The organism is Erwinia sp. 2186 (assembly GCF_057812255.1).
Map to the genome: position 1 here is coordinate 4,607,858 of NZ_CM173824.1, position 22,424 is coordinate 4,630,281.

Genomic DNA, 22,424 nt, shown 5'->3' on the forward strand with positions numbered 1-22,424 from the left:
TATTTAGGGTGGCTGGAGAAATCCGGCCACCCATTTTTTTGTCTGTAAATCGCAGGCATAAAAAAACCGCTCCGGAGAGCGGTTTTTAGTGGCTTGAGGGTCAGAGACGATTAATCGTCTTTGCCGCCCATGCTCGCGTTCAGCAACTCTGCCAGGCTGGCAGAAGCTTCGTCCGCAGTCACCTGAGGAACAACCGGCGTTTCGCCAGCTGCTTTACGGCGCATACGATCCTGATGATAAGCGTAACCGGTACCGGCTGGGATCAGACGGCCCACGATGACGTTCTCTTTCAGGCCGCGCAGTTCGTCGCGTTTGCCCGCAACGGCTGCTTCGGTCAGTACGCGCGTCGTTTCCTGGAACGAGGCCGCAGAGATGAAGGACTCGGTCGCCAGAGACGCTTTGGTGATACCCAGCAGATCGCGTGCGAAGGTCGCTGCGATTTTGCCGTTGGCTTCGAGCTCACGGTTAGCAATTTTAACGCGTGAGAACTCAACCTGCTCACCGTCCAGGAAGTCTGCACTTCCTGCACTTGCGATGGTTGCTTTACGCAACATCTGACGCACGATGACTTCGATGTGCTTATCGTTAATCTTAACGCCTTGCAGACGGTAAACTTCCTGCACTTCGTTAGTGATGTAACGGGTCACCGCATGCACGCCACGCAGACGCAGAATGTCATGTGGAGACTCAGGGCCATCGGAAACAACATCACCACGTTCAACACGTTCACCTTCGAACACGTTCAGCTGACGCCATTTCGGGATCATCTCTTCGTAATGATCGCTGCCATCAATCGGGGTGATAACCAGACGACGTTTCCCTTTGGTTTCTTTACCGAAGGAAATGATGCCGCTGATTTCAGCCAGGATTGCCGGCTCTTTCGGACGACGGGCTTCGAACAGGTCAGCAACGCGTGGCAGACCACCGGTGATGTCCTTGGTACCGCCAGATTCCTGCGGTACACGAGCCAGGGTGTCACCAGAACTGATCTTGATGCCATCTTCCAGCTGCACAATTGCTTTACCCGGCAGGAAGTACTGAGCAGGCATATCGGAGCCTGGGATCATTACATCGTTGCCATTAGCATCAACAATTTTCAGCGCTGGACGCAGATCTTTACCACCGGCAGTACGTTCAGCACTGTCCAGGATCACCAGAGAAGAAAGACCGGTAAGGTCATCTGTCTGACGGGTAATGGTCTGGCCGTCGATCATGTCAGTGAAGCGAATGAAACCGCTCACTTCGGTGATCACTGGCATGGTGTGCGGATCCCAGTTTGCTACGGTCTCGCCCGCTGCAACCTGCTCGCCGTCGCCTTTCGCCATGGTTGAACCGTAAGGAACTTTATAGCTCTCTTTGGTACGACCAAATTCGTCGATCATTTTCAGTTCAACGTTACGCGAGGTGATCACCAGCTTGCCAGCGGAGTTGGTTACCGACTTGGCATTGATCAGTTTCAGCGTACCTTTGTTCTTCACCTGGATGCTGGATTCAGCAGCCGCACGAGATGCCGCACCACCGATGTGGAATGTACGCATCGTCAGCTGGGTACCCGGCTCACCGATGGACTGTGCTGCGATAACGCCGATGGCCTCACCTTTGTTGATGATGTGACCACGTGCCAGATCGCGTCCATAACAGTGTGCACACACACCGAAGTCAGTTTCGCAACCTACTACGGAACGGACTTTCAGGCTGTCAACAGAGTGCTCTTCCAACAGATCACACTGCTGTTCGTGCAGCAGGGTGTTACGTGGCAGCAGAATGTCAGCAGTACCCGGCTTGATCACATCTTCAGCCGTCACACGACCCAGAACACGCTCACGCAGTGGCTCTTTAACATCGCCACCCTCGATAACCGGGGTCATCATGATACCTTCGTGGGTACCACAATCGTCTTCAGTGACAACCAGATCCTGTGCCACGTCAACCAGACGACGGGTCAGGTAACCGGAGTTAGCTGTTTTCAGTGCGGTATCCGCAAGACCTTTACGTGCACCGTGCGTCGAGATGAAGTACTGGAGTACGTTCAGACCTTCACGGAAGTTCGCGGTAATTGGCGTCTCGATGATTGAGCCATCTGGCTTAGCCATCAGACCACGCATACCGGCCAACTGACGAATCTGTGCTGCAGAACCACGCGCACCGGAGTCAGCCATCATAAAGATGCTGTTGAAGGAAACCTGACGCTCTTCTTCACCGTCACGGTTGATAACCACTTCGGTAGACAGGTTTTCCATCATCGCTTTAGCAACGCGTTCGTTGGCCGCAGCCCAGATATCGATCACTTTGTTATAGCGTTCGCCAGCGGTAACCAGACCAGACTGGAACTGCTGCTGGATCTCAGCCACTTCTGCTTCCGCTTCGGTGATGATTTCCACTTTCTTCTCTGGGATGACCATGTCGTCGATACCTACTGACGCACCTGAGCGCGCTGCATAGGCAAAACCGGTGTACATGGTCTGGTCCGCAAAGATAACGGTCGGCTTCAGGCCCAGGATGCGGTAACAGGTGTTCAGCATCTTGGAGATCGCTTTTTTGCCCAGCGCCTGGTTGACGATAGAGTACGGCAAACCTTTAGGCACGATCATCCACAGGATGGCGCGACCAATGGTGGTATCGATGATGCTGGTTTTAGCAACCCACTCATCCTGCTCGTTCTTTTCGTGCTCGGTGATACGGACTTTCACACGAGCGTGCAGAGAGGCCAGACCGGCGCGGTAAACACGCTCAGCTTCTTTCGGGCCAGTCAGCACCATGCCTTCGCCTTTGGCGTTAACACAGTCGCGGGTCATGTAGTACAGACCCAATACAACGTCCTGAGAAGGAACGATGATTGGCTCACCGTTCGCTGGAGACAGGATGTTGTTGGTAGACATCATCAACGCACGCGCTTCCAGCTGGGCTTCCAGCGTCAGCGGTACGTGAACAGCCATCTGGTCACCATCGAAGTCGGCGTTATAAGCCGCACAAACCAACGGGTGCAGCTGGATAGCTTTACCTTCGATCAGTACTGGCTCAAATGCCTGGATGCCCAGACGGTGCAGAGTTGGTGCACGGTTCAGCAGGACCGGGTGTTCGCGGATCACTTCGTCGAGGATATCCCAAACGATAGCTTCTTCACGCTCAACCATTTTCTTGGCAGCTTTAATGGTGGTAGCAAGACCACGCAGTTCCAACTTGCCGTAGATGAACGGTTTGAACAGTTCCAGTGCCATTTTCTTCGGCAGACCACACTGGTGCAGACGCAGGTATGGACCGACGGTGATAACCGAACGACCAGAGTAGTCGACACGTTTACCCAGCAAGTTCTGACGGAAACGACCCTGCTTACCTTTGATCATATCGGCCAAAGATTTCAGAGGACGCTTGTTAGAACCGGTGATCGCACGACCGCGACGGCCGTTATCCAACAGCGCATCGACCGCTTCCTGCAACATACGTTTTTCGTTACGTACGATGATATCTGGCGCAGCCAGATCCAGCAGGCGTTTCAGACGGTTGTTACGGTTGATCACGCGACGATACAGATCGTTCAGATCCGACGTAGCGAAACGACCGCCGTCCAGCGGTACCAGCGGACGCAGATCCGGTGGCAGTACAGGCAGCACGGTCAGGATCATCCACTCTGGCTTGTTACCAGACTGAACGAACGCTTCCAGCAGCTTGATACGCTTGGTCAGTTTTTTGCGTTTGGTTTCGGAGTTGGTTTCGGTCAGCTCTTCACGCAGCGTCTCGCATTCCTGCTCCAGATCCATGTTTTTCAACAGGGCCTGAATAGCTTCCGCACCCATCTTCGCGTCGAATTCGTCACCGAACTCTTCCAGCGCATCCAGATACTGCTCTTCAGTCAGGATCTGACGACGCTCGAGGTTGGTCATGCCGCCTTCAACCACAACGTATGATTCGAAGTACAGCACGCGCTCGATGTCACGCAGTGGCATATCCAGCAGCAAACCGATGCGCGAAGGCAGCGATTTCAGGAACCAGATGTGCGCAGTAGGTGATGCCAACTCAATGTGGCCCATGCGCTCACGGCGAACCTTGGTCTGTGTAACTTCAACGCCACACTTCTCACAGATCACACCACGGTGTTTCAGGCGCTTGTACTTACCGCACAGGCACTCATAGTCTTTTACCGGCCCGAAAATACGCGCACAGAAAAGCCCGTCACGTTCTGGTTTGAACGTACGGTAGTTGATGGTTTCTGGCTTTTTAACTTCACCAAAAGACCATGAACGGATCATGTCTGGCGAGGCCAGAGCAATTTTGATCGCACTAAACTCTTCGGTCTTAGTTTGCGCTTTCAGAAACTTAAGTAAGTCTTTCACGGATTAGCTCCCGTCGGAGTGAGACTTCTCAGCACGTCCAGGCGGACGTGCTGTAACCAGTACAAATTCGAGTGCTTTTCCCGTTATCTCTCAGGCTGCATCCACATGGGCTACAGCCTGAAAGTCACAGGGATTACTCGTCTTCCAGCTCGATGTTAATACCCAGCGAGCGGATCTCTTTCAACAGTACGTTGAAGGATTCCGGCATGCCCGGTTCCATCTGATGGTTACCGTCCACGATGTTTTTATACATCTTGGTACGGCCATTAACGTCATCAGACTTCACGGTCAGCATTTCCTGCAGGGTATAAGCGGCACCGTATGCTTCCAGTGCCCACACTTCCATCTCACCGAATCGCTGTCCACCGAACTGCGCCTTACCACCCAGCGGCTGCTGAGTAACGAGGCTGTAAGAGCCGGTAGAACGTGCATGCATCTTGTCATCCACTAAGTGGTTGAGTTTCAGCATGTACATGTAGCCAACGGTAACCTGACGCTCGAACTGCTCGCCAGTACGACCATCAAACAGCGTGATCTGACCAGAAGAAGGCAGGCCGCCGAGCTGTAACAGCTCTTTGATTTCGCTTTCTTTCGCGCCGTCAAACACTGGTGTTGCGATTGGCATCCCCTTCTTCAGGTTTTCTGCCAGACGCAGCACTTCGTCGTCGGTGAAGGTGTTCAGATCGACTTTCTGACGTAAATCGGAGCCCAGATCGTACGCACGCTGAATAAACTCACGCAGCTTAGACACTTCTTCCTGCTTCTTAAGCATGGCGTTGATCTTCTCGCCAATACCTTTCGCAGCCATACCCAGGTGGGTTTCAAGAATCTGTCCAATGTTCATACGTGATGGTACGCCCAGCGGGTTCAGTACGATGTCGACCGGCGTACCGTTCTCATCGTATGGCATATCTTCGATCGGGTTGATCTTGGAGATAACACCTTTGTTCCCGTGACGACCAGCCATCTTGTCACCAGGCTGGATCTGACGTTTAACGGCCAGATACACTTTAACGATTTTCAGCACGCCAGGTGCCAGGTCATCGCCCTGAGTGATTTTGCGGCGCTTCGCTTCGAGTTTCTTCTCAAACTCGTGCTTCAGCTCGTCGTACTGCTCTGCCAGCTGTTCCAGCTGGTTTTGCTTGTCTTCGTCGGTCAGGCCGAGTTCCAACCAGCGCTCGCGAGGCAGCTTTTCCAGTTTTTCCGCTTCAACGCCACCGGCAACCAGCAGGTAGCTAATACGGCTAAACAGGCCAGCTTCGAGGATCTGCAATTCTTCAGACAGGTCTTTCTTCGCCTGCTTCAGCTGCATCTCTTCGATTTCCAGCGCGCGCTTGTCTTTTTCCACGCCATCGCGGGTGAAGACCTGCACATCAATAATGGTGCCTGATACGCCGTTTGGTACACGCAGAGAAGAGTCTTTAACGTCAGACGCTTTCTCACCGAAGATCGCACGTAACAGCTTCTCTTCTGGCGTCAGCTGGGTTTCACCTTTCGGCGTTACCTTACCAACCAGAATGTCGCCGCCGGTCACTTCAGCACCGATATAAACGATACCGGATTCATCCAGCTTGGAGAGCGCAGCTTCACCCACGTTAGGGATGTCAGCGGTGATCTCTTCCGGCCCCAACTTGGTGTCGCGAGACACACATGCCAGTTCCTGAATGTGGATGGTGGTGAAGCGATCTTCCTGTACCACACGCTCGGAGACTAAGATGGAGTCTTCGAAGTTGTAGCCGTTCCAAGGCATGAACGCGACGCGCATGTTCTGACCCAGTGCCAGTTCGCCGAGATCCGTTGAAGGACCATCAGCCAGCACATCACCACGTTCAATTGGCTCACCCAGGTTCACGCAAGGCATCTGGTTGATGCAGGTGTTCTGGTTAGAACGGGTGTATTTGGTCAGGTTGTAAATGTCGATACCGGCTTCGCCTGGGTACATTTCGTCTTCGTTAACTTTGATAACGATACGGGATGCATCCACGTACTGAACAGTACCACCACGTTTTGCTACGGCTGTAACACCGGAGTCAACCGCTACCGCGCGTTCCATACCGGTACCAACCAGCGGCTTATCAGCACGCAGAGTTGGAACCGCTTGACGTTGCATGTTTGCACCCATCAATGCGCGGTTGGCGTCATCGTGCTCCAGGAACGGGATCAGTGACGCACCAACAGAAACGATCTGCTGGGTGGATACGTCCATGTAGTCAACCTGATCGCGGCTGAACAAGCTCGATTCGCCTTTACTACGGCAAGTAACCAGATCGTCTACGAAGTGACCTTCGTCGTCGAGGTTGGTGTTAGCCTGAGCGATAACGTAGTTACCCTCTTCAATTGCAGAGAGGTAATGAATTTCGTCGGTCACCACGCCTTCGCGAACGCGACGGTATGGGGTTTCCAGGAAACCGTACTCATTGGTCTGTGCGTACACGGACAAGGAGTTGATCAGACCGATGTTTGGACCTTCAGGCGTTTCGATTGGGCACACGCGACCGTAGTGCGTCGGGTGAACGTCTCGAACTTCAAAGCCTGCACGCTCACGCGTCAGACCGCCCGGGCCAAGTGCAGAGATACGACGTTTGTGCGTAATCTCAGACAGTGGGTTGTTCTGGTCCATAAACTGGGACAGCTGGCTGGAACCAAAGAACTCTTTCACTGCTGCAGAAATTGGCTTGGCGTTGATCATGTCCTGAGGCATCAGGGTATCCAGATCGCCTAAAGACAGACGCTCTTTCACCGCACGCTCAACACGGACCAGACCGACACGGAACTGGTTTTCTGCCATTTCGCCAACGGAACGAATACGACGGTTGCCGAGGTGGTCGATATCATCCACTTCGCCAATACCGTTACGGATCCCGATCAGTTTACGCATCACCTGGATGATGTCGTCTTTGCTCAGAATACCGGAACCTTCGATCTCGTCACGCAGCAGAGAACGGTTGAACTTCATACGACCAACCGCAGACAGATCGTAGCGGTCTTCAGAGAAGAACAGGTTCTCGAACAGGTTTTCAGCCGCTTCGCGCGTTGGTGGTTCACCAGGGCGCATCATGCGGTAGATCTCAACCAGTGCGCTCAAGCGATCGCTGGTTGGGTCGACGCGGACGGTTTCGGAAATGTACGCACCGTGATCCAGGTCGTTGGTGAACAGCGTTTCGATGCGCTTGTGACCAGACTGGCTCAGCTTAGCCAGCAGATCCAGCGACAGCTCCATGTTGGCAGCAACGATCAGCTCACCGGTGCTCTCGTCAACATAGTCTTTAGCAACGACTTTGCCGGCGATGTATTCAACAGGAACTTCGATGTGCTCAATGCCATCTTTTTCCAGCTGACGGATATGACGTGCAGTAATACGACGGCCTTTCTCAACGTAGATAGTACCGTTGGATTCGATATCGAATGAGGCAGTGTCTCCACGCAGGCGCTCAGGAACAAGTTCCATCTGCAGCTTGTTGTCGCGGATTTCATACACGATTTTGTCAAAGAACAGATCAAGGATCTGCTCAGTGGTGTAATTCAGTGCACGCAGAATGATGGTCGCAGGCAATTTACGGCGACGGTCAATTCGAACGAACAGGTTGTCTTTCGGGTCGAACTCAAAGTCCAACCACGAACCACGGTAAGGAATGATACGTGCGTTATAAAGCACTTTACCCGATGAGTGGGTTTTACCCTTATCGCTGTCGAAGAAGACACCAGGACTACGATGCAGCTGAGAAACGATAACCCTTTCTGTACCGTTGATGACAAAGGTACCGTTATCGGTCATGAGTGGAATTTCACCCATGTAAACTTCTTGTTCTTTGATGTCCTTAACGGTGCCTTCCGGCGCTTCGCGCTCGTAGATCACCAGGCGCAGTTTTACGCGCAGGGGTGCAGAGTACGTGACGCCACGAATCTGACACTCTTTCACATCAAAAACAGGTTCGCCTAAACGGTAGCTGACGTACTGCAGTTCAGAATTACCGCTATAGCTTTGGATTGGGAATACGGAACGGAAAGCCGCTTCCAAACCATGTTGACCTTCCGGGTCTTGCTCGATGAACTTCTGGAACGAGTCAAGCTGGATAGAAAGGAGATAAGGAATGTCGAGCACCTGGGGGCGCTTTCCAAAATCCTTACGAATACGTTTTTTCTCGGTATAGGAGTAAACCATAGGGTTCCTCAGCTCGCTGAAAGGTAGAACCTCGCTGTCCGTCCAGAGGGGACAGTTCATGCAACACTATTTTGTGACGCGGAAAGAAGACTCCCCTTCCGTAATACCTCTTTCTATCACGCTTAAATCATTTCGTTGCCGTAGCAAAGCAGAGAAGCGCCGCAGGAGGGCAATATATTAAGTCGTCGATAGAGAAAGATATTAAGCAATTCAATGACTAAACAGTGTGAAACGTCATTGACGCTGTAGAGCGCAAAAAGGCTGGTGACTAAAAAGTCACCAGCCGTCAGCCTAAATCAGATTAGGCTGCAACCTGAAAGGTTGGCTTACTTAACTTCAACTTCTGCGCCAGCTTCTTCCAGTGCTTTCTTCAGAGACTCAGCGTCGTCTTTGCTGATGCCTTCTTTCAGGGCAGCAGGTGCAGACTCAACCAGGTCTTTAGCTTCTTTCAAGCCCAGACCAGTTGCGCCACGTACTGCTTTGATCACGGCAACTTTGTTAGCGCCGATAGCTTTCAGTACAACGTCGAACTCGGTTTTTTCTTCTACAGCTTCAGCAGCAGCGGCTGGGCCAGCAACTGCAGCAGCAGCTGAAACGCCGAATTTTTCTTCCATAGCGGAGATCAGTTCAACGATTTCCATTACAGACAGGGCTGCAACGCCTTCAATGATTTGTTCTTTAGTGATTGACATGTCAAATGTTCCTGAAATTCAGTTTAGGTGTAAATACGTTAGCAAGAGTACGGAAAATGAAAGGCCTGAGCTTATGCAGCTTCAGCTTCTTTCTGATCACGTACTGCAGCCAGAGTGCGAACCAGTTTGCCGGCAGCGGCTTCTTTCATGGTTGCCATCAGGCGTGCGACTGCTTCATCGTAAGTAGGCAGAGTTGCCAGGCGGTCGATCTGAGCCGCACTGATTAACTCGCCTTCAAAGGCCGCAGCTTTAACCTCAAATTTTGCATTCGCTTTAGCGAAATCTTTGAACAGACGAGCAGCAGCGCCCGGGTGTTCCATAGAATATGCAATCAAGGTTGGACCGACGAACGTGTCTTTCAGGCACTCAAACTGAGTACCTTCAACGACGCGGCGCAGCAAGGTGTTACGAACAACACGCATGTAAACGCCAGCTTCACGACCTGCTTTACGCAGTTCAGTCATTTTGCCTACTGGTACGCCACGAGAATCCGCAACTACCGCAGACAGCGCGCCTTTGGCTACTTCGCTGACTTCAGCAACAATCGCTTGTTTGTCTTGAAGATTTAAGGCCATTAGCTTTTGCTCCTGGATTTTGCCGGAGATGAATTTCTCCGGAACTCACTTCACCTGACCGCGTTTCCGAAGTCAGGCGCTTAACACGGTGAGCAGAATCCAGCAAAGACTATAAAAATATTCTTCAGGTTCTGTCACCGTCTACGCAGGAGATTAAGCCTCTTTCGAGACACCTGCGGTCTTGGACGGAGGCCTGGATAAGGCCAGGCTCCAACCGAAAATTCTGGTTCCGCAATTAACGGAACAACGGGCGTAAGATTCTAATAGAAACTTTCGCCCGCGTAAAGCAGATTAAACTGCAGCGTTCAGGCCAGCCTGATCGATTGCAACGCCTGCACCCATAGTGGTGGACAGGCTAACTTTCTTGATGAAAACGCCTTTCGCCTGTGAAGGTTTTGCTTTTTTCAGCGCAACCAGCAGGGATTCCAGGTTTTCTCTCAGTTTATCTGCATCGAAATCAACCTTACCGATAGTGGTATGGATGATGCCGTTTTTGTCGTTACGGTAACGAACCTGACCGGCTTTAGCGTTCTTAACCGCTTCAGCAACGTTAGGGGTTACGGTACCCACTTTCGGGTTAGGCATCAGACCGCGTGGGCCCAGTACCTGGCCCAGCTGGCCAACAACGCGCATTGCATCAGGAGATGCGATAACAACGTCGAAGTTCATTTCGCCTTTTTTGATCTGGTCAGCCAGATCTTCCATACCTACCAGCTCAGCGCCTGCAGCTTTAGCAGCTTCAGCGTTTGCGCCCTGGGCAAATACGGCAACGCGAACAGAACGGCCAGTACCGTGTGGCAGTACAGTTGCACCGCGAACGTTCTGGTCAGATTTACGGGCATCAATGCCCAGGTTTACCGCTACGTCAACGCTTTCAACGAACTTGGCAGTAGCCAGTTCTTTCAGCAGAGCAACAGCTTCGTTGATGTCATACTGTTTAGTTACATCAACTTTGTCGCGGATCACGCTCATACGCTTGGTCAGCTTAGCCATTTCTTAGTCCTCTACAACCAGGCCCATGGAACGAGCAGTACCTTCAATTGAGCGAGCCATCGCTTCAATATCAGCACCAGTCATGTCCGCAGCTTTAGTTTCTGCGATTTCACGTACCTGAGCACGCGTTACTTTACCGACTTTGTCTTTGTTCGGCTTACCGGAACCAGACTTAATACCAGCCGCTTTCTTCAGCAGGATAGGTGCTGGAGGCGTTTTGGTAACGAAGGTGAAAGAACGGTCAGAGTAAACGGTAATCACAACTGGAGTAGGCAGGCCTTTTTCCAGGGATTCTGTTTTGGCGTTAAACGCTTTACAGAATTCCATGATGTTAACACCCTGCTGACCCAGTGCCGGACCGACCGGAGGACTTGGGTTTGCCATACCAGCTGCAACCTGCAGCTTGACGTAGGCTTGTACTTTCTTAGCCATGATAATTCCTCAATTGGGTTCAGACGCTCCGTGAAGAGCTCCCCGTGATTAATATTCCACACGCTGCGAACAGCGCATAAAAACAAAAGGCGCGAAATTGTATGGCAATTTCGCGCCTCTCGCAACCAATTTTCACTCAAAGAGATCATTTTATATGCAGGGAGTGGTTACCCCACAGTCTGTCTCCGCGCAGAGTGATTATCAGCCTTTTTCAACCTGACCAAAGTCCAGCTCAACCGGCGTAGCACGCCCAAAGATTGAAACCGACACTTTCAGGCGGCTTTTCTCATAATCCACTTCTTCAACCACACCGTTGAAGTCTGCGAACGGACCGTCACTAACACGGACCATTTCACCAGGTTCAAACATGGTTTTCGGACGTGGCTTATCACCAACCTGCTGCAGGCGGTTCATGATCGCATCGACTTCTTTATCGCTAATAGGTGCCGGACGATCGGAGGTACCACCAATGAATCCCATGACACGAGGCACGCTACGCACTAAGTGCCAGCTTGCATCATTCATGAGCATTTGGACCAGGACATAACCCGGGAAGAACTTACGCTCGCTTTTACGACGCTGACCACCACGGATCTCAACCACTTCTTCAGTTGGAACCATGACATCGCCAAAAAGCTCTTCCATGTTATGTAACTTGATATGCTCGCGCAGCGATTGGGCTACGCGGCCTTCAAAACCGGAAAACGCCTGAACGACGTACCAGCGCATTTTTGGAGCTTCAGACATCTCAGAACCTCAGGCCAGTGATAAACGATACCAGACGGACCAGAATACCATCCAGTCCCCACAAAATCAGTGACATCACGGCAGTAACCGCGGCAACGATTAACGTGGTATGCAACGTTTCCTGGCGAGTCGGCCAAATGACCTTGCGAACTTCGGTGCGGGCTTCACGGGCAAACGCCAGTGTAGACTTACCTTTCGTGGTCAGCAGCGCAATGCCACCGGCGACAGCGATAAGGACAACGACGGCCAGCGCACGCAACGGCAGCGAGACTTCACGGTAAAAGTAGTTACCTACGATGGCCAGAATCAGTAGTAACACTACGACTAGCCACTTTACCGCTTCCAGGCCACGCCCGCTCCCTTGAGCTTCGGTATTAGCACTCATAAACCAACCTGCCACAATAAACAGAAACTATTTTGCCCCGTAATACGAGGCAACCAAACCGAATGAGGCTTTCAGGCGAAACTCGGCATATAACGCCGTGCTACAGAGCCTGCCTCAGCAATGATTATGGTTGAAAATCACTGATGAGCCAGGTTCTATGTTACAGCGTGCAAAAAGGGCATCAAATGATGCCCTTTTCATGTGCGTTGCGTCAAATATTATCCGCGATTATGCGATAACTTTAGCAACAACACCCGCACCAACAGTACGGCCACCTTCACGGATTGCGAAACGCAGACCGTCATCCATCGCGATTGGGTGGATCAGGGTAACCACCATCTGGATGTTGTCACCAGGCATGACCATCTCAACGCCTTCTGGCAGTTCGATGGTACCGGTCACGTCAGTTGTACGGAAGTAGAACTGTGGACGGTAGCCTTTGAAGAACGGAGTATGACGGCCGCCTTCGTCTTTGGACAGAATGTAAACTTCTGACTCAAATTTGGTGTGTGGCTTGATAGAGCCTGGCTTAGCCAGAACCTGACCACGCTGAATGTCTTCACGCTTGATACCACGCAGCAGAACACCACAGTTCTCGCCTGCACGACCTTCGTCCAGCAGCTTACGGAACATTTCAACGCCGGTACAAGTTGATTTAGCCGTATCTTTGATGCCGACGATTTCAACTTCTTCACCAACTTTAATGATACCGCGCTCTACACGACCGGTAACAACAGTACCACGGCCGGAGATGGAGAATACGTCTTCGATTGGCAGCAGGAATGGCTTGTCAATTGCGCGCTCTGGTTCTGGGATGTAGTTATCCAGGTGGCCAGCCAGCTCGATGATTTTCTCTTCCCACTCAGCTTCGCCCTGCAGTGCTTTCAGTGCAGAACCGCGAACGATTGGCAGGTCATCACCAGGGAAGTCGTAGGCAGAAAGAAGTTCACGAACTTCCATCTCAACCAGTTCCAGCAGCTCTTCATCATCAACCATGTCGCATTTGTTCATGAATACGATGATGAAAGGAACGCCAACCTGGCGACCCAGCAGGATGTGCTCACGGGTCTGAGGCATAGGGCCGTCAGTTGCAGCAACAACCAGAATTGCACCGTCCATCTGTGCAGCACCGGTGATCATGTTTTTCACATAGTCGGCGTGGCCTGGGCAGTCAACGTGCGCATAGTGGCGTGATGGGGTGTCATATTCAACGTGGGAAGTGTTGATGGTGATACCACGCGCTTTTTCTTCTGGTGCGTTATCGATCTGGTCGAATGCACGAGCAGAACCACCGTAGGTCTTAGCCAGAACGGTAGTGATAGCAGCAGTCAGGGTAGTTTTACCGTGGTCAACGTGGCCGATTGTACCAACGTTGACGTGCGGTTTGGAACGTTCAAATTTTTCTTTAGACATAACTTGTCCCTCTAAGACACGGATAAATCGGTGATATCACCACATCAACCAGGCAAAGCCTGAACAGTTGAATTTTAACGTACAGAGAAAGAATCAGGGAGGGAGAATTAGAAGTGGTGCTGATACCCAGAGTCGAACTGGGGACCTCACCCTTACCAAGGGTGCGCTCTACCAACTGAGCCATATCAGCACGGCTTGGAGCGGGCAGCGGGAATCGAACCCGCATCATCAGCTTGGAAGGCTGAGGTAATAGCCATTATACGATGCCCGCATCCTGGAACTCGGCTACCTGTTCTGTCTGTAGCTTTTGAACAACAAGAAGATGCCCCCTTGCTATTCGAGTCAACCCGCATACGCTTGATGACCCTGACTGCGCTGGTGCTCAGTCTAAAATCTTCATTCATTTCAACCTTAACGTTCCGGGTCGAAATGGTGGTGGGGGAAGGATTCGAACCTTCGAAGTCGATGACGGCAGATTTACAGTCTGCTCCCTTTGGCCGCTCGGGAACCCCACCAGGGGTATTTCGTTACTTGATGGTGCCGGCTACCGGAATCGAACTGGTGACCTACTGATTACAAGTCAGTTGCTCTACCAACTGAGCTAAGCCGGCATCAAGTGGTGCGCATTCTAGGAAGACCTGGCCTCTGATGCAACAAAAAAATTGCGATAAATGTTCTTATGCTTACTATTTGTGCAATTCTTCGCAAATTATCGCATTGGGGCAGAAAAACAGTTCAAAGAAGCGCCATTTTAGCGATTTTTTCACCAGCATCCACGCGGATGATTTTGCGATTCAACTGCGCCGCTAAGTTTAAAAGATGCATGATCGCGGCAAAAAAATTGCGATGGCAACACTCTACGCTTAAAAAGGCGACAATTGGCAGGCATCGTGCCATGACTGACTAAACAGAGGCGGCGTATAAGCGATTTTTTCTTGGCGTGTGTGATCAGTTTCTTTTGCTGATTGCCAGCACATTATTCAATAAATGCGGGTGCCGTTCCGTTTGCGCTCGCAGAATATATTTTTCCTTCAGCTACTGTCTCTCTGGTGGTAACCTCCTGCCCATTGTTTTCTGAAATTTACCTTAGTCACATGAGCTGGAAAAGGCGGGTTTATCCCCCTCGACAGAGTAGTTAACTCTACGACAGGCAAATTCTTGCTGGCAGAAGCATGCATATGAGCAAAAAAGACTCCTTGTTGACCACCCCCTATCTACAATTCAATCGTGATCAATGGGCTGCGCTCCGCGATTCAGTCCCAATGACCTTGAGTGAACAAGAAATTGCCCGCCTGAAGGGGATAAATGAAGATTTATCTCTTGAGGAAGTAGCCGAGATCTATCTTCCCCTTTCACGTCTGCTTAATTTCTATATCAGTTCTAACGTTCGTCGTCAGGCTGTACTTGAGCAGTTCCTGGGAACCAATGGCCAGAAGATTCCCTATATCATCAGTATTGCTGGCAGCGTCGCCGTGGGTAAGAGCACTACAGCGCGTGTACTGCAGGCTCTGCTGAGCCGCTGGCCTGAGCATCGGCGGGTAGAGCTGATCACCACTGACGGCTTCCTGCACCCTAATGAGGTGCTTAAAGAACGCGGTCTGATGAAGAAGAAAGGCTTTCCGCAGTCTTACGACATGCACCGACTGGTGAATTTCGTATCAGATTTAAAATCAGGCGCTTCGCAGGTCACGGCTCCGGTTTACTCTCATCTTATTTATGATGTGATCCCGCAGGGTGACAAGGTTGTGCAGCAGCCTGATATTTTGATTCTTGAAGGGCTTAACGTCTTGCAGAGTGGGATGGACTATCCTCACGATCCGCATCACGTCTTTGTCTCTGATTTTGTAGACTTCTCAATTTACGTCGATGCCCCGCAAGATCTGCTGCAGAGCTGGTACATTAACCGCTTCCTGAAATTCCGCCAGGGCGCCTTTACCGATCCAGACTCTTATTTCCACAACTACGCGAAACTCTCTGAAGAGGAAGCGGTGGGCGTGGCAACTCAGCTATGGGAAGAGATCAACCTTATGAACCTTAAGGAAAATATCTTGCCTACCCGGGAACGAGCCAGCCTGATAATGACCAAAAGCGTCGATCATGCGGTGGACCTGGTCCGCTTGCGGAAATAAAAAAAGGGGCGAAAGCCCCTTTTCTTGCAATTAATCTTGCGGACGAAGCGAAATTTCGCCCCCGACCCAGGATTTCCTTACCCCATCCTGCTCCAGAATTAATCCGCCTTGCTGATCGATGCCGCGCGCAATTCCCGGGATTTCTTTATCGCCAATCAGCAATTTAACCGGCCGGTTAATAAAGTTATCCAGCTCGCTCCAGCGATCGATAAAAGGTGCCAGTCCCTCGCGCTCAAATATCGGCAACGATTCACGCATATTGTTGATCAGATGCGCCGTTAGCGTATTTCGGTCCACGTTGACGCCGGCTTCCTGCAGGTTTATCCAGCCCTGGTTCACAATACCGGCATCGGGTGAGCGCATAGCAAGATTGATACCCGCACCGATCACCAACTGAGCGGCATCGCCGGTTTTTCCGGTCAACTCAACCAAAATGCCGGCCAGTTTGCGATCGTTCAGATAGAGATCGTTAGGCCACTTTACGCGAACGTCTTTAGCACCCAGTGATTGCAAAACTTCGGCAATGACAATCCCGATAACTAAACTCAGGCCCATTGCCGCCATTGGCCCCTGGTCCAGGCGCCAGTAAAGAGATAAATAGAGATTAGAACCAAACGGGGAGAACCACTGACGACCACGCCGTCCTCTGCCAGCCTGTTGATACTCTGCGACACAGGCATCACCTGATTGCAGTGAATCCATTCTTTCCAACAGATACTGATTAGTTGAATCAATCACCGGGATTACGGCCAGCCGTTTTTCCTTCAGCTGCGCCATAATCGTTTCTTCATCCAGCAGCTGCATCGGTGCCGGCAGGCTATAGCCTTTGCCGGTAACAGTGAAGACATCAATCCCCCAATCCTTCAGGGTCTGAATGTGCTTATTGATTGCGGCGCGGCTCATACCCAGCTGTTCGCCAAGCTGCTCTCCGGAATGGAACTCGCCATCAGCCAACAGGCCAATCAGCGTTAACGGGACGGTATTTGCTTTCATGCAATGACTCCAACTGCATCCTTTTCACCCTGCGCGCCAATAAAGCGCACCTCAGGCTCAAGCCACACGTTAAATTTCGTGCCCACTCGTTGGCGCACTTCATGCGCTAAAGCCACTATGTCGCTCCCTGTCGCCTTCTCTTTGTTGATCAAAACCAGCGCCTGCTGCTGATGCACCGCTGCGCCGCCAACGCTAACCCCTTTAAGCTCACACTGCTCAATCAGCCAGCCTGCAGCCAGCTTTACTCTTCCATCCGCTTGAGGATAAGCGGGCAGCGTTGGGTAGGCAGTGCGGATCGCCTCTGCGGCTTCAGCAGTGACAACCGGATTCTTGAAGAAGCTGCCAGCGTTACCTGTTATCGCCGGATCCGGCAGCTTACTGCTACGCATTGCGCAGACCGCATCGAAAATTTGTTGGGGAGTGACTGTCTGTGGATCTAATGCTCTCAGGTCGCCGTAAGTCATTACCGGGCACCACTGTTTGTTCAACACCAGTCCTACGGCAACAATGGCATAGCCCAGCTGATACTGATGCTTAAAGATGCTGTCCCGATAACCGAACTGGCATGCGGCTGCCGTCAGACGTTCGACTTCACCGGTGTTTAAATCCAATACATCAACATAAGCACAGACATCCTTTAGCTCGACGCCATAAGCCCCAATGTTCTGTATAGGTGCTGAACCAACACAACCGGGGATCATCGCCAGATTTTCCAGTCCCGGTATGCCTTTCTCCAGCAGGACCTGCACCAGATTGTGCCAGTTTTCACCCGCGCCGATATGCAGCTGCCAGTGATGCTGATCTTCCTCGATCTGTATGCCTTTAATTCTGTTGATGATCACCCGGCCAGAAAAGTCTTCCAGGAAAAGAATGTTGCTACCTTCTCCCAGTAGCAACACCGGCTGGTTGTGTAGCAGGCTCTGCTGCCAGCTTTGCAGAAGCGACTCTGCGCTGGTCGCTACATCAAGATTGGCGGCATGGGCGTCAAGGCCAAAAGTATTCCAGGATTGAAGGGAGTTATGTTGAGAGGACATGCTCAAACCTTAATAAATTAATCTACGGGAGAGTGTACCCCATCCATCCGCAAGCTTGCAGTGGATTTTGATTTAATAAAGACTTTTGTTGTAATACGGGAATGAGTTACGGATAACCCCTAAAAACCAAACTCTTGAATATTGCTTTATATTAAAATGCAGGGACAAAACCCCATCTCAATCAATCGACTGTTTCACCAAAACATTCACCCACCATTAAATAACCCCCTTTAACAATGATGAGGTTTAATTGAATGCATGATTGTAATAATGAATTTAGATCACATCAGACGACCCGATGATATTCATTCCATCTGAAGACTATTTGATACAGATTCAGGCAATGAAGGTCTACCAGACTACAACTGTTGATAGGATAGCTGATGAGATGGAATTATTTTAACGCTATTCAGGTTCAGTTTTTCATATTGTCTCGGGACGCCATTAGCAGGAGATTGGCCATAAAAACTGGCTAATATATAATGCGAGTGATTGGTGTTTACCACCAAGAAATCATTTAAATATTTTGAGCTCCCCTGTCTGTCTTACGTCATGTACAATGCGTGCAATGGAAGGTTAGGATATAGCAATATCAGTCGCTCAGTTATTTCACTCAACAAACCCTTCACTCAGTGTCTTTATCCTCTGCACTTTTATTCTCTCCTTATAATTTAAATATTATCTGTAAAAAACCACAGTCAGAATAAATTTTTGCTAATTACTCTTATAGTTTGGTTATTCCATCGGGTTTATGGATCTCAATAAAATTACCATTATGTTCTCCTTAACAAGGTCGGGTAATTAACGCTTTCAGAACACGACGTTATCTGCCTGTCATTATCCTTTAAGGCGTCGTGCGGAAGGACGGCGTCTTCTTTTGTCTGGTTTTGGGATGGTTTGGGATGGTTTGGGATGGTTTGGGAGTTTTAGGGGGTGTTTGGGGCGGTTTTGGATTTCAGTGGCGGGTTTTGGCCGTTATCAGGCGGGCCTGCTGTGGGTTTTTGCTTTTTACGCACACAAAAAAGCCCCATGCTTTCGCATGAGGCTTGTCTGCTTAATTGATGCCTGGCAGTTCCCTACTCTCGCATGGGGAGACCCCACACTACCATCGGCGCTACGGCGTTTCACTTCTGAGTTCGGCATGGGGTCAGGTGGGACCACCGCGCTAAAGCCGCCAGGCAAATTCTGTTATTCACGCCGCCATAAGGCCGCGCAAATTTATCCGGTTCAAGCTGAAAATATCGTTCGTGTCTCTCAGACACCCACCAGAACGCTTCTGGTGTTGTAAGGTTAAGCCTCACGGGTCATTAGTACCGGTTAGCTCAACGCATCGCTGCGCTTACACACCCGGCCTATCAACGTCGTAGTCTTCAACGTCCCTTCAGGGGCCTTAAAGGCCCAGGGAAGATTCATCTCGAGGCAAGTTTCGCGCTTAGATGCTTTCAGCGCTTATCTTTTCCGCACTTAGCTACCGGGCAATGCCATTGGCATGACAACCCGAACACCAGTGGTGCGTTCACTCCGGTCCTCTCGTACTAGGAGCAACCCCTCTCAATCTTCCAGCGCCCACGGCAGATAGGGACCGAACTGTCTCACGACGTTCTAAACCCAGCTCGCGTACCACTTTAAACGGCGAACAGCCGTACCCTTGGGACCTACTTCAGCCCCAGGATGTGATGAGCCGACATCGAGGTGCCAAACACCGCCGTCGATATGAACTCTTGGGCGGTATCAGCCTGTTATCCCCGGAGTACCTTTTATCCGTTGAGCGATGGCCCTTCCATTCAGAACCACCGGATCACTATGACCTGCTTTCGCACCTGCTCGAGCCGTCACTCTCGCAGTCAAGCTAGCTTATGCCATTGCACTAACCTCACGATGTCCGACCGTGATTAGCTAACCTTCGTGCTCCTCCGTTACTCTTTAGGAGGAGACCGCCCCAGTCAAACTACCCACCAGACACTGTCCCCACGCCGGATCACGGCGCCAGGTTAGAACATCAAACGTTAAAGGGTGGTATTTCAAGGTTGGCTCCACGCAGACTGGCGTCCACGCTTCAAAGCCTCCCACCTATCCTACACATCAAGGTTCAATATTCAGTGTCAAGCTATAGTAAAGGTTCACGGGGTCTTTCCGTCTTGCCGCGGGTACACTGCATCTTCACAGCGAGTTCAATTTCACTGAGTCTCGGGTGGAGACAGCCTGGCCATCATTACGCCATTCGTGCAGGTCGGAACTTACCCGACAAGGAATTTCGCTACCTTAGGACCGTTATAGTTACGGCCGCCGTTTACCGGGGCTTCGATCAAGAGCTTCTCCTTGCGGATAACCCCATCAATTAACCTTCCGGCACCGGGCAGGCGTCACACCGTATACGTCCACTTTCGTGTTTGCACAGTGCTGTGTTTTTAATAAACAGTTGCAGCCAGCTGGTATCTTCGACTGGCTTCAGCTCCGGGAGCAAGTCCCTTCACCTACGCGCCAGCGTGCCTTCTCCCGAAGTTACGGCACCATTTTGCCTAGTTCCTTCACCCGAGTTCTCTCAAGCGCCTTGGTATTCTCTACCTGACCACCTGTGTCGGTTTGGGGTACGATTCTATGTTACCTGATGCTTAGAGGCTTTTCCTGGAAGCAGGGCATTTGTTACTTCAGCACCGTAGTGCCTCGTCATCACACCTCAGCGTTAAAAGAGTCCGGATTTACCTAAACTCTCCGCCTACATGCTTAAACCGGGACAACCGTCGCCCGGCTAACATAGCCTTCTCCGTCCCCCCTTCGCAGTAACACCGAGTACAGGAATATTAACCTGTTTCCCATCGACTACGCCTTTCGGCCTCGCCTTAGGGGTCGACTCACCCTGCCCCGATTAACGTTGGACAGGAACCCTTGGTCTTCCGGCGAGCGGGCTTTTCACCCGCTTTATCGTTACTTATGTCAGCATTCGCACTTCTGATACCTCCAGCAGCCCTCACAGGCCACCTTCGACGGCTTACAGAACGCTCCCCTACCCAACAACGCATAAGCGTCGCTGCCGCAGCTTCGGTGCATGGTTTAGCCCCGTTACATCTTCCGCGCAGGCCGACTCGACCAGTGAGCTATTACGCTTTCTTTAAATGATGGCTGCTTCTAAGCCAACATCCTGGCTGTCTGTGCCTTCCCACATCGTTTCCCACTTAACCATGACTTTGGGACCTTAGCTGGCGGTCTGGGTTGTTTCCCTCTTCACGACGGACGTTAGCACCCGCCGTGTGTCTCCCGTGATAACATTCTTCGGTATTCGCAGTTTGCATCGGGTTGGTAAGCCGGGATGGCCCCCTAGCCGAAACAGTGCTCTACCCCCGAAGATGAGTTCACGAGGCGCTACCTAAATAGCTTTCGGGGAGAACCAGCTATCTCCCGGTTTGATTGGCCTTTCACCCCCAGCCACAAGTCATCCGCTAATTTTTCAACATTAGTCGGTTCGGTCCTCCAGTTAGTGTTACCCAACCTTCAACCTGCCCATGGCTAGATCACCGGGTTTCGGGTCTATACCCTGCAACTTAACGCCCAGTTAAGACTCGGTTTCCCTTCGGCTCCCCTATACGGTTAACCTTGCTACAGAATATAAGTCGCTGACCCATTATACAAAAGGTACGCAGTCACACCACGAAGGTGCTCCCACTGCTTGTACGTACACGGTTTCAGGTTCTGTTTCACTCCCCTCGCCGGGGTTCTTTTCGCCTTTCCCTCACGGTACTGGTTCACTATCGGTCAGTCAGGAGTATTTAGCCTTGGAGGATGGTCCCCCCATATTCAGACAGGATGTCACGTGTCCCGCCCTACTCATCGAACTCACAGCAAGTGCATTTTTGTGTACGGGAGTATCACCCTGTACCCTGCGACTTTCCAGACGCTTCCACTAATGCACAAACTGATTCAGGTTCTGGGCTGTTCCCCGTTCGCTCGCCGCTACTGGGGGAATCTCGGTTGATTTCTTTTCCTCTGGGTACTTAGATGTTTCAGTTCCCCAGGTTCGCCTTGCAACACTATGTATTCATGTTGCAATGATGCACCAAAGTGCACCGGGTTTCCCCATTCGGGTATCGTCGGTTATTGCGGTTCATATCACCTTACCGACGCTTATCGCAGATTAGCACGCCCTTCATCGCCTCTGACTGCCTAGGCATCCACCGTGTACGCTTAGTCACTTAACCTCACAACCCACAAGCGTCCCGAAAGACACTGCTGTTGTAAGCATTTGAGAGACTCGAACATATCGTTGATTTCATTCTTATTACGGAGAATGAAAACGACATGTCGTTTCAATTTTCAGCTTGTTCCGGATTGTTAAAGAGCAAATATCTCAAACGTGACTCGTCCTTGCGGAGAGAATCAGTTTTGAGATACGGGTTGATAATGTCTTTCACTCATTATCAGGAGATGGCGTCCCCAAGGGGATTCGAACCCCTGTTACAGCCGTGAAAGGGCAGTGTCCTGGGCCTCTAGACGATGGGGACTCTGTTACTGTTGCTCATTACGTTTTCTATCAGACAATCTGT

At 51.1% G+C, this 22,424-nt stretch carries 12 protein-coding genes, 5 tRNA genes and 2 rRNA genes; 1 reads left to right on the top strand and 18 read right to left on the bottom strand.

The features are described from left to right. Window positions 1-110 precede the first annotated feature (110 nt). The 13 genes from rpoC to ACXKZG_RS21515 all read right to left on the bottom strand — a co-directional run bounded on the left by rpoC (window position 111) and on the right by ACXKZG_RS21515 (window position 14,341). The gene (gene rpoC / locus ACXKZG_RS21455) at window positions 111-4,331 is read right to left on the bottom strand and encodes a DNA-directed RNA polymerase subunit beta' (protein ID WP_013200298.1); all 4,221 of its coding nucleotides are present in this window, start codon (window positions 4,329-4,331) and stop codon (window positions 111-113) included. A gap of 133 nt (window positions 4,332-4,464) precedes the next feature. Then, on the bottom strand, window positions 4,465-8,493 hold the full coding sequence (rpoB, locus tag ACXKZG_RS21460) for a DNA-directed RNA polymerase subunit beta (protein ID WP_013200297.1): 4,029 nt from the start codon (window positions 8,491-8,493) through the stop codon (window positions 4,465-4,467). A gap of 326 nt (window positions 8,494-8,819) precedes the next feature. Beyond that, entirely contained in the window at window positions 8,820-9,185 is a 366-nt protein-coding gene (gene rplL, locus ACXKZG_RS21465; RefSeq protein ID WP_013200296.1) for a 50S ribosomal protein L7/L12, read from the bottom strand. Window positions 9,186-9,256: 71 nt separating this feature from the next. Beyond that, window positions 9,257-9,760, bottom strand: coding sequence for a 50S ribosomal protein L10 (gene rplJ, locus ACXKZG_RS21470; RefSeq protein WP_013200295.1), 504 nt, complete (start codon window positions 9,758-9,760; stop codon window positions 9,257-9,259). A 291-nt stretch (window positions 9,761-10,051) separates the two neighbouring features. Then, window positions 10,052-10,753, bottom strand: coding sequence for a 50S ribosomal protein L1 (gene rplA / locus ACXKZG_RS21475; protein WP_013200294.1), 702 nt, complete (start codon window positions 10,751-10,753; stop codon window positions 10,052-10,054). A 3-nt stretch (window positions 10,754-10,756) separates the two neighbouring features. After that, a complete protein-coding gene (gene rplK, locus ACXKZG_RS21480; protein ID WP_013200293.1) occupies window positions 10,757-11,185 on the bottom strand; it encodes a 50S ribosomal protein L11 in 429 nt (142 codons plus the stop codon). Between the two features lie 201 nt (window positions 11,186-11,386). Beyond that, window positions 11,387-11,932 (bottom strand): transcription termination/antitermination protein NusG, encoded by a 546-nt coding sequence (nusG, locus tag ACXKZG_RS21485; protein WP_013200292.1) that lies wholly within the window; start codon window positions 11,930-11,932, stop codon window positions 11,387-11,389. A 1-nt stretch (window position 11,933) separates the two neighbouring features. Then, window positions 11,934-12,317 (bottom strand): preprotein translocase subunit SecE, encoded by a 384-nt coding sequence (gene secE, locus ACXKZG_RS21490; protein WP_013200291.1) that lies wholly within the window; start codon window positions 12,315-12,317, stop codon window positions 11,934-11,936. Window positions 12,318-12,545: 228 nt separating this feature from the next. Then, window positions 12,546-13,730 carry an elongation factor Tu gene (gene tuf, locus ACXKZG_RS21495; RefSeq protein ID WP_013200290.1) on the bottom strand — a complete coding sequence of 395 codons (1,185 nt, stop codon included), beginning with the start codon at window positions 13,728-13,730 and terminating at the stop codon, window positions 12,546-12,548. A 114-nt stretch (window positions 13,731-13,844) separates the two neighbouring features. Beyond that, window positions 13,845-13,920, bottom strand: a tRNA-Thr gene (locus ACXKZG_RS21500). Window positions 13,921-13,926: 6 nt separating this feature from the next. Next, window positions 13,927-14,001, bottom strand: a tRNA-Gly gene (locus ACXKZG_RS21505). A 159-nt stretch (window positions 14,002-14,160) separates the two neighbouring features. Further along, a tRNA-Tyr gene (locus ACXKZG_RS21510) sits at window positions 14,161-14,245 on the bottom strand. Between the two features lie 20 nt (window positions 14,246-14,265). Further along, a tRNA-Thr gene (locus tag ACXKZG_RS21515) sits at window positions 14,266-14,341 on the bottom strand. A gap of 567 nt (window positions 14,342-14,908) precedes the next feature. Here ACXKZG_RS21515 and coaA point away from each other — a divergent pair. Further along, the gene (gene coaA / locus ACXKZG_RS21520; protein WP_013200289.1) at window positions 14,909-15,859 is read left to right on the top strand and encodes a type I pantothenate kinase; all 951 of its coding nucleotides are present in this window, start codon (window positions 14,909-14,911) and stop codon (window positions 15,857-15,859) included. Between the two features lie 30 nt (window positions 15,860-15,889). On the opposite strand, the gene birA is transcribed toward coaA, so the two are convergent. From birA to ACXKZG_RS21545, 5 genes are all read right to left on the bottom strand, one after another. Then, complete coding sequence (birA, locus tag ACXKZG_RS21525) at window positions 15,890-16,852, bottom strand: bifunctional biotin--[acetyl-CoA-carboxylase] ligase/biotin operon repressor BirA (protein ID WP_013200288.1); 963 nt, start codon at window positions 16,850-16,852, stop codon at window positions 15,890-15,892. Further along, complete coding sequence (gene murB / locus ACXKZG_RS21530; RefSeq protein ID WP_013200287.1) at window positions 16,849-17,886, bottom strand: UDP-N-acetylmuramate dehydrogenase; 1,038 nt, start codon at window positions 17,884-17,886, stop codon at window positions 16,849-16,851. Before murB ends, birA begins: the two co-directional genes overlap by 4 nt. Window positions 17,887-18,949: 1,063 nt before the next feature. Next, window positions 18,950-19,065, bottom strand: a 5S ribosomal RNA gene (gene rrf / locus ACXKZG_RS21535). A 107-nt stretch (window positions 19,066-19,172) separates the two neighbouring features. Continuing rightward, a 23S ribosomal RNA gene (locus ACXKZG_RS21540) occupies window positions 19,173-22,079 on the bottom strand. A 227-nt stretch (window positions 22,080-22,306) separates the two neighbouring features. After that, window positions 22,307-22,382 (bottom strand) — tRNA-Glu (locus ACXKZG_RS21545). Window positions 22,383-22,424 lie beyond the last annotated feature (42 nt).

Bases quoted from the DNA above. Each gene is read 5' to 3' on its own strand.
- tuf (WP_013200290.1), bottom strand. From the start codon at position 13,730: ATGTCTAAAGAAAAATTTGAACGTTCCAAACCGCACGTCAACGTTGGT.
- rplA (WP_013200294.1), bottom strand. From the start codon at position 10,753: ATGGCTAAGCTGACCAAGCGTATGAGCGTGATCCGCGACAAAGTTGAT.
- birA (WP_013200288.1), bottom strand. From the start codon at position 16,852: ATGAAAGCAAATACCGTCCCGTTAACGCTGATTGGCCTGTTGGCTGAT.
- rplJ (WP_013200295.1), bottom strand. From the start codon at position 9,760: ATGGCCTTAAATCTTCAAGACAAACAAGCGATTGTTGCTGAAGTCAGC.
- nusG (WP_013200292.1), bottom strand. From the start codon at position 11,932: ATGTCTGAAGCTCCAAAAATGCGCTGGTACGTCGTTCAGGCGTTTTCC.
- secE (WP_013200291.1), bottom strand. From the start codon at position 12,317: ATGAGTGCTAATACCGAAGCTCAAGGGAGCGGGCGTGGCCTGGAAGCG.
- coaA (WP_013200289.1), top strand. From the start codon at position 14,909: ATGAGCAAAAAAGACTCCTTGTTGACCACCCCCTATCTACAATTCAAT.
- rpoB (WP_013200297.1), bottom strand. From the start codon at position 8,493: ATGGTTTACTCCTATACCGAGAAAAAACGTATTCGTAAGGATTTTGGA.
- rplL (WP_013200296.1), bottom strand. From the start codon at position 9,185: ATGTCAATCACTAAAGAACAAATCATTGAAGGCGTTGCAGCCCTGTCT.
- rplK (WP_013200293.1), bottom strand. From the start codon at position 11,185: ATGGCTAAGAAAGTACAAGCCTACGTCAAGCTGCAGGTTGCAGCTGGT.
- murB (WP_013200287.1), bottom strand. From the start codon at position 17,886: ATGTCCTCTCAACATAACTCCCTTCAATCCTGGAATACTTTTGGCCTT.